Origin of the sequence: Streptomyces sp. NBC_00775, from assembly GCF_036347135.1 — a bacterium.
Lineage (GTDB): Bacteria > Actinomycetota > Actinomycetes > Streptomycetales > Streptomycetaceae > Streptomyces > Streptomyces lutosisoli.
The window spans coordinates 3,388,458-3,401,599 of sequence record NZ_CP108938.1 but is presented as its reverse complement, the minus strand read 5'-3'; the positions used below and the strand labels follow the sequence as shown (position 1 = coordinate 3,401,599).

The window sequence follows — 13,142 nt, the reverse complement described above, 5'->3', positions numbered from 1 at the left end:
CTCCAAAATTTCAGGAGGTGCACCGAAAGCTACGATGCGGGCATGGCTGAGGGACTCAGGGAGCGGAAGAAGCGGCAGACCCGGCAGTACATCTCGGATGTCGCCACCGGGCTGTTCCTGGAGCGGGGCTTCGACGCGGTGACGGTCGCGGAGGTCGCGGACGCCGCGAACGTCTCCGTGAACACCGTCTACAACTACTTCCCGACGAAGGAGGACCTCTTCCTCGACCGCTCCCAGGGAATCGTCGAACGGCTCGCCCGCTGGGTGCGCGGCCGGGAGAAGGGCGAGTCGGCCGCCGCCGCCGTGCTGCGCGAACTGCGCGAGGAGGTCGAGGCGGTCTCGCCCCGGCTCGGCCTGATGGACGGTTATGCCCGCTTCATGAAGGTCATCCACGACGCTCCCGCGCTCCGCTCGCGGCTGTGGGCGATCGGCCAGGAGATCCTCGACAACCTGGACGTGGCCCTGCGCGAGGAGACCGGCGCGCCCGACGACGACCCGTTGCCCGGGCTGATCGCCGGTCAGATCAACTGGGTGCACCAGACCGTGATGTCCGTCATCGGCCGGGAGATGATGACCGGACGAAATCCGGACGAAGTATCACGCGAAGTGCTTGTTCTCCTCGACGACATGGAGGAGCTGTTGAGCCAGAAGGTCCTCAACTACGCCGTACGGGCGGTGGAATGACCCGCGCCGGTGTGATGTCCGTCCTGTGAGACGTGACGCGCATTACTTACCGGTCACACAGCCCCTCACGAACGCTATGGTCCGCCGAAGAGGTGTACTAAACAGCGTGTAAGGGGAGTCGGAGTGGCACGGAAGCTCGCCGTCATCGGGGCCGGACTCATGGGGTCCGGTATCGCCCAGGTCTCCGCGCAGGCGGGCTGGGACGTCGTCCTGCGCGATGTCACCGACGAGGCGCTGACCCGTGGCGTCGACGGCATCAAGGCCTCGTACGACAAGTTCGTGAGCAAGGGCAGGCTGGAAGCCGCGGACGCCGACGAGGCGCTCGCGCGCATCACCGCCACCACCGACCTGGACGCGGTCGCCGACGCCGACATCGTCGTCGAGGCCGTCTTCGAGAAGCTCGAGGTCAAGCACGAGATCTTCCGGGCGCTCGACAAGATCGTCCGCGCGGACGCTGTGCTCGCCTCCAACACCTCCGCCATCCCGATCACCAAGATCGCGGCGGCCACCGAACACCCGGAGCGGGTCGTCGGCGTGCACTTCTTCTCGCCGGTGCCGATGATGCAGCTCGTCGAGCTGGTCCGCGGCTACAAGACGAGCGACGAAACGCTCGCCACCGCGCGGGAGTTCGCCGAGTCCGTCGGCAAGACCTGCATCGTCGTCAACCGGGATGTGGCGGGCTTCGTGACCACCCGTCTCATCTCCGCGCTCGTCGTCGAGGCCACCAAGCTGTACGAGTCGGGCGTGGCCACCGCCGAGGACATCGACCTCGCCTGCAAGCTGGGCTTCGGTCACGCCATGGGCCCCCTGGCCACGGCCGACCTGACGGGCGTCGACATCCTGCTGCACGCCGCGAGCAACATCTACACCGAGACCCAGGACGAGAAGTTCGCGCCGCCGGAGCTGATGCGCCGGATGGTTGACGCCGGTGACATCGGGCGCAAGAGCGGGCAGGGCTTCTACAAGCACTGAATCACCCACCGAAACCGCACGCGCCTCTGGGGCATCACTCCATGAGGTGAATTCGGTATCGGTTCGCTTACAGACGGCAACCTCTGCGCCCTTTCGGCAGTCAGACGGTGCACAACACAGAACGACAGACAGAACGCGAACAGACAGACGCGGAGTACGAGACGCACTCTCGGGGAGCGCATATGTACATCAGGGGCGACCACGCCGAGCTGGTCGTCGGGGGCCGCCTCGACGTACGCAGCGCGGCGGACGCCCGTACGGTCCTGCACTCGGCCGTCGACGACGGAGCCGGCGACCTGGTGCTCGACCTGTCCGAACTGGACTCTTGGGACGCCACCGGGCTCGGTGTCATCATGGGGGCCCACCGACGGGCCGGGCGGTGCGGCCGACGGCTCGTGCTGCGCGGCGTACCACCGCAGATGCAACGCCTGCTGGTCGCCACCCGGCTGCACCGGATCCTGGCGATCGAGGGCGGCATCGGAGTGGAATCCCTGCCCAGGGTGTGAGACCCGGGGGCCTGCACCGCCCCGGGAGTGAGGCCTCGTACACGCGTCCTGACCGGCGTACGAAACGCACCACGCGCACAATCCTCACGAAGCTGTGACGTCTCGGACGGCGCGGTACCCCGCCTGTTCGTAGATACTGTGCGAAGGTTTAGGGTTCGGCTGCCCGCCGACCGAAACCCTACGAGCGGGCACCGGACCAGAAGCGACAGCGCGGTGTGCAGCAAGGCCGGGAGGGGCTCGGCACACGACGCTTTTGGGGGGCTTGGAACATGGACCCGAACACCCGGGGACCCGAAGATTACGGCCATGACGACGACGGCCAGGCGCCTCGCTCGCGCCCGCCTCGCGATCCGCTCACGACCGACCTGGGCCAGCACACACCGGCGCTCGCCCGCACGGTCCAGCTCGTCTCGGGCGACTTCCTGCTGACGGTCAACCCCGTCGACGGTAGCGAAATAGAGAACTGCCCGCCGCACGAGCGGCCGCAGCGCCCGGCGAAGTTCAGCGCAGCCGAACGCACCGAGCTGGCCCGCACGGCCCAGCCGCCCGTCCCGCCGGGACCCGCGCAGCCCCGGCTGCCGCTCCTGGAGCGCCAGGAGGAGCGTGAGAGGCTCGTGCGCCTCCTCGCGCGCGGGCGCTCGGTACGGCTCACCGGACCTTCGGGATCGGGTCGCACCAGCCTCCTCGACGCCGTCGCCGACGACTGCGCGGACCTCGCCCCCGACGGCGTCGTACGCCTCTCCGGCTACCGGCGCACGGCGAGCGACCTGCTGTACGAGCTCTTCGCCGCCGTCTACAGCGCGCCCCTGCACCGCCCGGAACGGGACGAACTGCTCCAGCTCGTCCACGAGATCGGCGCGGTCGTCGTCCTCGACGACGTGGAGTTCGGCGGCAGCGCGCTCGACGAGCTGCTCGACGCCACCCCCGAGTGCGCCTTCCTCATCAGCACGACGCCCGACGTCGCCGCGCCGTCCGCCGACTCCCTCCTCGAAGAGGTGTTCCTCGGCGGACTCGACCGCAGCGGCGGCCTCGAACTCCTGGAGCGGGCCGTCGGCCGCGTCCTCACCGAGGACGAGTCGAACTGGGCCGGCGACCTCTGGTTCGAGTCCGAGGGCCTGCCCCTGCGCTTCATGCAGGCGGGAGCGCTGCTGCGGCAGCGCGACCAGCTGCGGGCCAGCGAGAACGCCGTCGACGAGTTCGGCGTCTTCCAGAACATCCCCGTCGACGCGCCCTTCGACGCCGAGGACGGCGACGATCACGACGTACCGCTGCCGTCGCTCGCCGAAGGCGCCGCGCCCGCCGCGCTGCTCGCCTCCCGGCTGAGCGACTCGGCCCGCGCCACCCTGCGCTTCGCGGTCGCCCTCGGCGGCGAGGTGCCGCACCAGGCGCACCTGCCCGCGCTCGTGGGCGACACCCACGCCGACGCCGCCCTCGCCGAACTGGCGAGCTGCGCGCTGGTCTCCCCGGTCGGTTCCCGCTACCGGCTCGCCGCCGGCGTGCAGGCCCAGCTGGAGGCCGCCGGATACGCGGACGGCCTTGAGGAGCAGGCGCTCGCCGCGGCCCGGCACTACACCTGGTGGGCCGGGCACCCCTCGGTCACCCCGGAGCGGGTCTGCGCCGAGGCCGACGCGCTGCTCGCCGCGCTCACCGTCCTGGTGCCGCTCACCACGGCCCCGCTCGACGAGCAGGACGAGAGCGTCGCCGTACAGCTGGCCCGCACGGCCGCGCCCGCGTTCGCCGCGGGTCTGGACTGGAGCGCCTGGGAACGCACCCTGCGCTCCGGCGCCGAGGCCTCCCGGCTCTCCGGCGAGGTCTCCGAACAGGCCTACTTCCACCACGAGTTGGGCATCCTCGCGCTCTGCGGCGGCCAGCTGGACCGGGCCCGCGCCGAGCTGGAGGCCTCCATCGGGCTGCGCGGCGCCCTCGCCGACAAGCGCGGCACCGTCGCGGGCCGCCGCGCCCTCGCGCTGGTCGCCGACCGCTCCGGAGCCACCCTGGCCGGCGGGCGCACGGCGGCGGGGGAGGAGGTGCCCGACGCGCGGCACGAGGAGTCGGCGTCGCCCCCCGGTGGCGTACCGGCCGCGTTCGTGATGGCCGAACCGCCCGGCGAACCCACCACGTTGGTCACCCACCGGTCCGAGCCCGGTGGCCCCGCGCCCAAGCGGGCCGGCGTCGCGGGCCGGCTGGTCAGCGGCACCCGGCGCAACCTGGTGGCCGCGGGCGCCGGCGCGCTCCTCGTCGCCGTGCTGGGCACCGTGGTGACGCTCGGCGCGACCTCGGACCACAGCAACGACACCCCGTCCGAGAAGGTCGGCGTCAATCCCTCGGCCAGCCAGGGCAGCGACGACGACAGCCTCGGCGCGGACAAGGCCAAGAAGGGCGGCGACTCCGACACGGGTACCGTGGCGACGCCCACGGATCCTGGTCCCGACGGTACGTACGGGACGTCGGACGATCCGACCCCGACGGACACGGGCAGCGGTACGCCGTCCGACGACCCGAGCGGCACGCATACGTCGAGTACGCCGTCGAAGTCGCCGTCCAAGACCCCGTCCAAGACGCCGTCCAAGACACCCTCGCAGACTCCGTCGAAGACGCCGAGTCAGACTCCGTCGGCCACCCCGTCCGAGACGCCATCCGAAACGCCTACGCCCACCCCGTCGACAACCCCGTCGACGTCGGACACCGCCAGCGGACCCGCGTCGAGCAGCGCCCCGGTGAGTTCGTCGGCCAGCGCCCCCGAGAGCAGCGTGCCGGCGGGCAGCAGCGCCGCCACATCGCCGGGCGGCGCGGTGATCTGACCGTACGAAGCGAGAGGGCCGGGTCCACGACGTGGACCCGGCCCTCTCGCTGTAGTCGTCCCCGCGGTCAGAACAACCGCAGCTTGTCGTCCTCGATGCCGCGCATCGCGTTGTAGTCCAGGACCGCGCAGCCGATGCCGCGGTCGGTGGCGAGGACGCGGGCCTGCGGCTTGATCTCCTGGGCGGCGAAGATGCCGCGGACCGGCGCGAGGTGCGGGTCGCGGTTCAACAGCTCCAGATAGCGCGTGAGTTGCTCCACGCCGTCGATCTCACCGCGCCGCTTGATCTCCACGGCGACGGTCTGGCCGTCGGCGTCCCGGCACAGGATGTCGACCGGGCCGATGGCCGTCATGTACTCGCGGCGGATGAGCGAGTAGCCCTCGCCGAGCGTCTCGATGCGGTCGGCCAGGAGCTCTTGAAGGTGTGCTTCCACGCCGTCCTTGATCAGGCCGGGGTCCACGCCGAGTTCGTGCGAGGAGTCGTGGAGGATCTCCTCCATCGTGATGATGAGCTTCTCGCCCGCTTTGTTGATGACGGTCCAGGTGCCTTCGTCGTCGCCGGAACCCTCCTTCAGCGTGCAGGGCGGCGACATCCAGTTGAGGGGCTTGTAGGCCCGGTCGTCCGCGTGGATCGAGACGCTGCCGTCCGCCTTCACGAGGATGAGGCGGGGGGCCGACGGGAGATGGGCGGTGAGCCGGCCCGCGTAGTCCACGGAACAGCGGGCAATGACGAGACGCATGGTCGGCAACGCTACTCGACGGGCGGTGGTGCACGCGATTCGCCCTGGAAGAAGCCTGTTCGGTCGTGGCTGATTGTGTGCCTACTGGGAGTTCGCTATGTGCGCATTCTCCTGGTGCCGTCACCGTCCGTTGCTTACCGTATAAACGGGAGGTCGCGATGCGTGTACTCAGCGTGTTCGATATCGCGAGTTCCCTATCCCTGTCCGGCAACCCCCGAGGTCTGGGGGTGCGAGAGGAGAACCCATGTCGCTCGACGTCTCACCGGCCCTACTTGAACAGGCCGAGCGAGGCGAGGTCGACGACGCTGAATTCGTCGACTGCGTCCGGACCTCCCTGCCCTACGCGTGGGAGATGATCAGCTCCCTGGTGGCCCAGCTGAAGGTGGACGGCGGCAACTTCGCCGACAACCAGACGCCTCCGCCGGACGAGCAGGCACGTGGCCAGCTGCTGCGTGCGCTGGCGAGTGACGCGATACGCGGCGCACTGCAGCGGCACTTCGGAGTGCGGCTGGCCTTCCAGAACTGCCACCGGGTGGCAGTGTTCCCGCTGGACGCCTCAGTGGACGACACGCTGGCACGCTTCACCTCGGTCCGCAGTCAGCTGCTGAACCAGTCGCCGGAGTTCCGGGACTGCTGACGCGGTGACGCAGCACTGCTTGCCGCTCCGTACGCGGGAGGTGCATTTGTACTGGAGCGGCAAGCTCCCCGCGCGGTCACCTGAGGTGCGGCAGCACCTCGGCGCCGAGACGTCGTACGTTCTCCTCCGTCGCCGCCAGGTCTCCCGAGCCCTCGACGAGCAGGGCGAAGCGTGAGATGCCGGTCCGCTCCGAGGTCGCCGCGAGCCGGTCGGCGCACAGCCGGGGGGTGCCCACCGGGTGCAGCCCGCAGAGCAGTTCGGTGTACGCCAGGGGGTCCCGCATGGAGCGGGTGCGGCCGTCGACCGTCACATGGGCGTCCAGCCCCTGCTTCAGCCAGCCCGGCATCGCCTTGAGGAGCGCCTCGACGGCGTCGGTGCGACGGTCCGCGATCTGGCAGACGCCGGCGGACACATGGGCCGCCGCGAAGATCTCGTCCGCCGGGCGCCGGGCCGCGCGCGCGTACTGCCGCCACAGCGCGACCATTTCGGCCTTCTCCTCGTCCCCGACATGCATCCCCAGGAGCATCGGCAGCCCGCGCTCGGCCGCGAGCCGCACGCTCGCCGGTGAGGTGCAGGCGACGACGACCTCGGGCCCCGGACCGCCGCTCAGCGCCTCCGACGGCCGGGGGACGACGGGGACTTCACGGAAGCTGAACCGCTCCGAGGTGCCCCGCACCGACGGCTCGCGCAGCCAGCGCACCAGGAGGTCGAGTGACTCCGGGAACCCCTTCTCGTACGCCTCCAGTCCTGAACCGAAGACCTCCAGGTCGACCCAGGGGCCGCCGCGTCCGACGCCCAGCGAGAACCGTCCACCGGACGTCAGATGCAGCAGCGCGGCCTGCTCGCCGAGTGCCACGGGGTGGACGGTGGGCAGCACGCTGACCGCTGTGCCGACCCGGATCCGGCTGGTGCGGCCGAGCAGGAACGCGGCGAGGGTGATGGCCGACGGGCAGGTGCCGTACGGCACGAAGTGGTGCTCGCCCAGCCATACCGAGTCGAGCCCCGCCTCCTCGGCGACCTCGGCGGACCGCACCGCCCGGTGCAGGGCCTCCCCCTGGCCCTGTCCCGGGAACTGGGCCGCCAGTACAAAACTTCCTACGTGCATCGCACTTCCTGCTTCCTCGGCTCCGACAAGGAGCTCCCCCACCGGGCATAACCGTCTGACACGTGCCGAAGTCACGGTCTGGCGGGGAGATTTGCGGATTGTCTGCGAAATGGGCCGCCCGGTGGGGGATCTGTACGGGTTGGTGGAGTACGCGTACCCCGGTGCGCGCCGCGTAGGCTGGAGATGGCCCCTGCTCCCTGTATAGCTCCGTGAGGTGTCCCGTGTCCCCGCGTCGCAACCGTCCGAAGGCCGCCGGTGCGTCCGGCAGTAGTGCGGACGAGGAGCGGTCCGGCCGTTATGGCGGCTGGCAGTCGACCGAGAGCTGGCAGGGCGAGGAGTGGAGCGTGCGCCATGTGGCGGGCGCGAGCGCCGAGGGCAAGACCTACCGGTGCCCCGGCTGCGACCAGATGATCCCCTCCGGTGTCCCGCACGTGGTGGCCTGGCCGGAGCACTCGGGCGTCGACGAGCGGCGCCACTGGCACAAGGCCTGCTGGAACGCGAAGGACCGCCGCACCTCGCGGGTGCAGCGGTCCCGTAACGCGCCCAGGTTCTAGGCGGTCAACGCGCCCAGGTTCTGGGCGACTTCAGAAATCAGGGCGGGGCTCAGACGTCCCGGCGCTCCAGCAGCACGAACGCGCCGACGATCGCCGCCGCCGTCACCCCGGCGAGCAGACCGAGCTGCGCGCCGCCGTGGCCGCTCTCGGTGTCCAGCCGGAAGATCCTGGCGAGGGCGTTGGGAGCGTTGTACTCCTGCATCTTCTCGCCGATCGTGCGCATGCTGTCGGACATCATCAGGAACGCGGGCATGATCGCGGGCACCAGCACCACACCGAGCATCGTGGTGATCGCGCCCGCCGAGTGACGCAGCATCGAGCCCACCGCGAGCGCGAGGACGCCGAGCAGTGAGACGTACAGCGAGCCCATGATCACCGTGCCGCCCCACGGCACGTCCGAGGTGCCGCTGCTGCCGTGCATCCCCGAGGTGATCAGGCCGACGAAGCCGATCGCGAACGCCGACACGACGAACGCCACCGCGAAGAAGATGATCAGCTTCGCGGTGAGCACCCGGTGCCGCTGCGGCGAGGCCGTGAACGTCGTACGGATCATGCCCGTGCCGTACTCGGACGAGACGACCAGGACGCCCAGCGTGATCAGGCAGATCTGGCCGAGCATCAGCCCGAAGAAGGCCGGGATCGTGTACGGGACGTCGGTGAAGTCCTCGTTCGTGGTCTGCGCGGCGACCAGGAAGCCGATGCCGACCACGAGGAGCAGGAAGGTGCCGAGCGTCCACATCGTGGAGCGCACCGACTTGATCTTCGTCCACTCGGAGTTGAGCGCGTGACCGAGGTGGGTGCGGGTGACCGGGATCGGTGAGGTGTACGAAGTGCCGGGCGCCGCCTGCCAGTTGGGGGCAGCGACGGCCTGCTGCGGCATCGGGGGCTGGGGCGTGCTCATCGGGCGTCCTCGGGCTTGGTCAGGTCGGGGGCGGCGGCAGGCGCGGCGGCGGGTGCCGCGGGCGGCTGTGCGGGGGCCTGGGGCGCGGCCTGGGCGTACGGGTTGACGTCCGCGGCACCGGAAGCCACGGGGGCGGCCGGAGCGCCGTAGAGACCCGGCTGGCCCGCACCGGGGGCGGCGGGGGCGCCGTACGGGCCCGGCTGTCCCTGCGGCATCGCGAACGGCTGCCCGCCCTGCTGGGGCGGCGGCGGGGCGTACCAGCCCGGCTGGCCCTGACCCGCCACCGGCATCTGCTGGGGCGGCATGGCGCCCGGCGGCAGCTCCTGCTGGAGCCCGGCCTTCTGGTCGATGGTCGAGCGGTAGTCGACGGCGCCCTGCGTCATCCGCATGTACGCCTCCTCCAGCGAGGCCTGGTGCGGCGACAGCTCCCACAGGCGTACATCGGCGGAGTGCGCGAGGTCGCTGATACGGGGCAGCGGCAGCCCCATCACACGAAGGGCGCCGTCCTGCTCGGGCAGCACCTGGCCGCCCGCCTCGGTCAGCGCGGCCGTGAGCTTCTCGCGCTGCTGCGGCTCGGTCTCCGGGGTGCGGACCCGGGCGAAGTCGGCCGAGTTGTGCGAGATGAAGTCCTTGATGGTCATGTCGGCGAGCAGCTGGCCGCGGCCGATCACGATCAGATGGTCGGCGGTCAGCGCCATCTCGCTCATCAGGTGCGAGGAGACGAAGACCGTACGGCCCTCCGCCGCGAGGGACTTCATCAGGTTGCGCACCCAGAGGATGCCCTCGGGGTCGAGGCCGTTGACCGGCTCGTCGAAGAGCAGCACCTGGGGGTCGCCGAGGAGCGCGGCGGCGATGCCGAGCCGCTGGCCCATGCCGAGCGAGAAGCCCTTGGAGCGCTTCCTGGCCACGTCCTGGAGCCCGACGACGCCGAGCACCTCGTCCACCCGGCGGGCCGGGATACCCGACAGCTGGGCCAGGCACAGCAGGTGGTTGCGGGCATGCCGGCCACCGTGCACGGCCTTGGCGTCGAGGAGCGCGCCGACCTGGCGGGGCGCGTTCGGCAGCTTGCGGTACGGGAAGCCGCCGATCGTCACCTGCCCCGAGCTGGGGTTGTCCAGGCCGAGGATCATGCGCATCGTCGTCGACTTGCCCGAGCCGTTGGGCCCGAGGAAGCCGGTGACGGCGCCGGGCCGCACCTGGAAGGAAAGGTTGTACACGGCCGTCTTGGCGCCGTAGCGCTTCGTCAGGCCGACTGCCTCGATCATGCTCCGCACCCATCGAAAGGTTCAGGACGTCGGGGCGCACGCCCCCGTAAGGGTTAGGAGGATATCGGGGCGCTGACGGTTCCACTCAAGAGAAAGTAAAACTGCGCAGGTCACACGGGGGAGAGATCGAGTAAGGACTCTTACCCGCATACCCACCTTTGTCAGGTACCCGCCGTGCCTGGTCGGGCTCGAAACGGAACCCTCAGGGCCGGTTCGGCAGCGAATCGTCCCGCGGAGGAAGGTCGTCGTACAGCTTCAGTTCCGAGTCGTCGGACTCGTAGGGCAGGAACTCCGGCTGCTCGGTGAGCCAGCCCTCCTCTCGGAAGATACGAGTGCCCCGGTGCCGCGTCGCCTCGTCGGAGCCCGCCCGGCGGACCCAGGTCTCGGGGTCCGGGCCGAGCAGTTCGCGCAGCGCGGTGGAGTCGGCGAGCAGTTCCCTGAGCAGGGCGGCCTGGTCCCCGCCGCCGGCGCGGGGGGAGCCGTTCGGGCCGGCCAGGACTCCGTAGGCGCTGAAGTAGATGTACGCGGCGCCCAGTCGTTCCCCGGACGGCATGGTCATCGGGAACACGTCGCCCGGCAGCAGCGCCCGGCGGTATCCAGGGAACTCCGTGTCGTCCACGACCTTCAGCTGGGCTGCGTCCAGCCAGGTCACGACCAGCGAGGTTTCGGCCGCGGGGTCCATGTACGGCGCGGCGGCGACGTATCCCGCCGGGCTGATGTGGGCGGAGAGCCCCACCTTGATGCCGCGCACCCGCACCGGGATCATCGGCATCTCGTCGGGGACTCCGATGCGGTCGAACTTGTGGCTCACCTGGCCCGGTGCGGCGTTCGACCCCACCGAGACGACCGGGTAGCGGCCGCCGACCGATGCCTGGCCGAGCCGCTCCAGAGCCGCGTCCAGGGTCTCTTCCCCGGACGCGACGCCGCTCCGCACGGTCCAGGCGCCCAGGCGCCGCGGTTGCACGCCGAGCGCCAGCAGTTCCTTGCCGGAGAGCAGGACAGGTTCGTCGATGACGCGGCCCGGGTATGTCAGCGGCTGCAGCGCCGGGACGTCGGTGTAACCGAGTGCTTCGATGCTGCGGTCGGTCATGGAGAAGCCCTTCTGTGAGCTGGCCGGGAGTCGGGCGGACGACAGTCCGAGCCTCCCACAACGGCGTATACCCGCGACACCTGTCATCGGGCGCCGCAGGGCTGGGCGGGGGACACCGATGCGTTTACCGAGGCGCGGCCACCGGCCGCATCCCAGATTCCGTAAGTCTGTTCGCTGGTGGATAGCGGATCGCACGCTGTCCGCCCTGCTGCTGCTCGCCCTGGCGGTTCTTCTGGTGTTCTCCGTGCTGCTCGCGGTGGGTTTTGTGCTGGCGGAGGACTCCTCCCGGCCCCTGGGGGAGCGCCTGTGGTCCCGTCAGCTGCTGGATGTGACCCTGGAGGTGCTGCGCGCCTGCGTGGGCACGGACAGCCTGTCCGTCGAGGGCGCGAACACCGCGCAGGAAGTACTGTCGACCGTCGCGTCGTTGACCGGCGCACTGGTCCCGGCGACCCTTCTGGGAATCGCGCTCATCAAGGTGTTCACGGTCCGGCCGGTCGTCTGGCGCAGGAAGGCCAGCATCGCGCTCGCCGCGATGTCGGACTCGCCGAACTACGCGCGCGATCACCAGGGCAGTGACAAAGCGGTGATCGCCGTACGCTTCTACAACCACGTACTGAACCTGGTCATGATGGAGGCGCGTGCGGAGGCCCATCTGCGCTTCCTGGAGAAGTCGCCGCACGCCGACACGCTGGTGATGTACAAGCAGCGGCTGAAGATTCTCGGCGAGGACGGCGGGTTGTGCGACGAGCGTGTGTGGTCCGTCGTGGAGCGCGCGGCCCCGTTCACCGTGTGGATACCCGTCGGCTCCGAGGTGCCCGAGCTTCCGCTCGGCTCGCTCCAAGGCAAGGACCTGCGGGGACTTCAGGGCGTACGCATCATGGTGCGCTTCACCGCCAAGGCGGTGGGGACCGGAGCGCAGCTCAGTGACGAGCGCTGGTTCAAGCTGGACGATTCGGATCTTGAGTTGGGCAAGTTCGTGTCCGTGGAACCGGATCTCGACGTTCATGTGAGCAAGTGGAAGGGGTGGAGGGAGTTCGACGAACTCCAGCCCGACGCCTCGCCGGAGGGCTCCGCGCCTCCCGCTTCCTGAGCGGTCACACGCCTGTCCTGAGCGGTCTCAGGCGTCCCGCCTCTTGAGCAGCGCGTAGCCCCCGAGGAGCGCCAGAGCCACCCACAGCACCATGATCGCGAGGCCGCCCCAGGGGCCGTACGGAGTGTCGTCGTTGATTGGGGTCACGACCCGCATGATCTTGCTGCCGGCCTGGTCGGGCAGATAGCGGCCGATCTTCTTGGTCGCGGAGACGGCGCCCAGGATGTTGGAGATCAGGAAGAAGAACGGCATCAGGATGCCGAGCGAGAGCATCGGACTGCGCAGCATCGCCGCGACGCCCATCGAGAAGACGGCGATCAGCGTCATATAGAGCCCGCCGCCGATCACCGCGCGCAGCACACCGGGGTCGCCGATCGACGCCTTGTGCGTGCCGAGCATGGCCTGGCCCAGGGAGAAGGCGATGAAGCTGGTGATCATGCCGACGACGAGGGCGAGGCCGGCCGCGACCGCGATCTTGCTGAAGAGGAACGTGCCGCGCTGGGGGACCGCGGCGAGCGAAGTGCGGATCATGCCGGTGCTGTACTCGTTGCCCACGACGAGCACCCCGAACACGATCATCGCGAGCTGGCCGAGGCTCATCCCCGCGAAGCTGATGAACGTCGGGTCGAAGGAGAGTTTGTCCCCCGCGCTCAGCTTGTCCCACTCGTTCCTGGACAGCAGCGAGATGAGGATGCCAAGAGCGATGGTGACCACCGCGGCGAGACTGAGTGTCCACACAGTGGACGAGACGGAGCGGATCTTGGTCCACTCGGACTTGAGGACCTGGGTGGCCGCCAT

Annotated in this window: 13 protein-coding genes; 7 read left to right on the top strand and 6 right to left on the bottom strand. The window is 69.9% G+C overall.

What is annotated here, in order from left to right; genetic code table 11:
* Positions 1–42 precede the first annotated feature (42 nt).
* The 4 genes from OIC96_RS15060 (at position 43) to OIC96_RS15045 (ending at position 4,963) form a co-directional block, all read left to right on the top strand.
* A complete protein-coding gene (locus tag OIC96_RS15060) occupies positions 43–684 on the top strand; it encodes a TetR/AcrR family transcriptional regulator (RefSeq protein WP_330307342.1) in 642 nt (213 codons plus the stop codon).
* 123 nt (positions 685–807) lie between these two features.
* On the top strand, positions 808–1,656 hold the full coding sequence (locus tag OIC96_RS15055) for a 3-hydroxyacyl-CoA dehydrogenase family protein (RefSeq protein WP_330307343.1): 849 nt from the start codon (positions 808–810) through the stop codon (positions 1,654–1,656).
* Between the two features lie 182 nt (positions 1,657–1,838).
* Positions 1,839–2,162 (top strand): STAS domain-containing protein, encoded by a 324-nt coding sequence (locus OIC96_RS15050; protein WP_261707178.1) that lies wholly within the window; start codon positions 1,839–1,841, stop codon positions 2,160–2,162.
* A 269-nt stretch (positions 2,163–2,431) separates the two neighbouring features.
* Positions 2,432–4,963, top strand: a complete 2,532-nt coding sequence (locus OIC96_RS15045; RefSeq protein ID WP_330307344.1) for an ATP-binding protein — start codon at positions 2,432–2,434, stop codon at positions 4,961–4,963.
* Between the two features lie 67 nt (positions 4,964–5,030).
* Here OIC96_RS15045 and nucS read toward each other — a convergent pair whose 3' ends face one another.
* Positions 5,031–5,702, bottom strand: a complete 672-nt coding sequence (nucS, locus tag OIC96_RS15040) for an endonuclease NucS (RefSeq protein ID WP_327431784.1) — start codon at positions 5,700–5,702, stop codon at positions 5,031–5,033.
* A 244-nt stretch (positions 5,703–5,946) separates the two neighbouring features.
* Here nucS and OIC96_RS15035 point away from each other — a divergent pair, with 244 nt between their 5' ends.
* Positions 5,947–6,339, top strand: a complete 393-nt coding sequence (locus OIC96_RS15035) for an SCO5389 family protein (protein ID WP_330307345.1) — start codon at positions 5,947–5,949, stop codon at positions 6,337–6,339.
* Positions 6,340–6,415: 76 nt separating this feature from the next.
* Here the strand turns inward: OIC96_RS15035 and OIC96_RS15030 are convergent, their stop codons facing one another.
* Positions 6,416–7,444, bottom strand: a complete 1,029-nt coding sequence (locus OIC96_RS15030; protein WP_330307346.1) for an LLM class flavin-dependent oxidoreductase — start codon at positions 7,442–7,444, stop codon at positions 6,416–6,418.
* 221 nt (positions 7,445–7,665) lie between these two features.
* Here OIC96_RS15030 and OIC96_RS15025 point away from each other — a divergent pair, with 221 nt between their 5' ends.
* Positions 7,666–7,998 (top strand): ATP/GTP-binding protein, encoded by a 333-nt coding sequence (locus OIC96_RS15025; protein ID WP_330307347.1) that lies wholly within the window; start codon positions 7,666–7,668, stop codon positions 7,996–7,998.
* Between the two features lie 49 nt (positions 7,999–8,047).
* Here the strand turns inward: OIC96_RS15025 and OIC96_RS15020 are convergent, their stop codons facing one another.
* The 3 genes from OIC96_RS15020 to OIC96_RS15010 all read right to left on the bottom strand — a co-directional run bounded on the left by OIC96_RS15020 (position 8,048) and on the right by OIC96_RS15010 (position 11,254).
* The gene (locus tag OIC96_RS15020; protein ID WP_330307348.1) at positions 8,048–8,899 is read right to left on the bottom strand and encodes an ABC transporter permease; all 852 of its coding nucleotides are present in this window, start codon (positions 8,897–8,899) and stop codon (positions 8,048–8,050) included.
* Positions 8,896–10,164 (bottom strand): ABC transporter ATP-binding protein, encoded by a 1,269-nt coding sequence (locus OIC96_RS15015; protein WP_330307349.1) that lies wholly within the window; start codon positions 10,162–10,164, stop codon positions 8,896–8,898. Before OIC96_RS15015 ends, OIC96_RS15020 begins: the two co-directional genes overlap by 4 nt.
* 202 nt (positions 10,165–10,366) lie before the next feature.
* Positions 10,367–11,254, bottom strand: coding sequence for a hypothetical protein (locus tag OIC96_RS15010; protein ID WP_330307350.1), 888 nt, complete (start codon positions 11,252–11,254; stop codon positions 10,367–10,369).
* 118 nt (positions 11,255–11,372) lie between these two features.
* On the opposite strand from OIC96_RS15010, the gene OIC96_RS15005 reads away from it, so the two are divergent.
* The gene (locus OIC96_RS15005) at positions 11,373–12,344 is read left to right on the top strand and encodes a hypothetical protein (RefSeq protein WP_330307351.1); all 972 of its coding nucleotides are present in this window, start codon (positions 11,373–11,375) and stop codon (positions 12,342–12,344) included.
* Between the two features lie 27 nt (positions 12,345–12,371).
* On the opposite strand, the gene OIC96_RS15000 is transcribed toward OIC96_RS15005, so the two are convergent.
* Complete coding sequence (locus OIC96_RS15000) at positions 12,372–13,142, bottom strand: ABC transporter permease (protein ID WP_330307352.1); 771 nt, start codon at positions 13,140–13,142, stop codon at positions 12,372–12,374.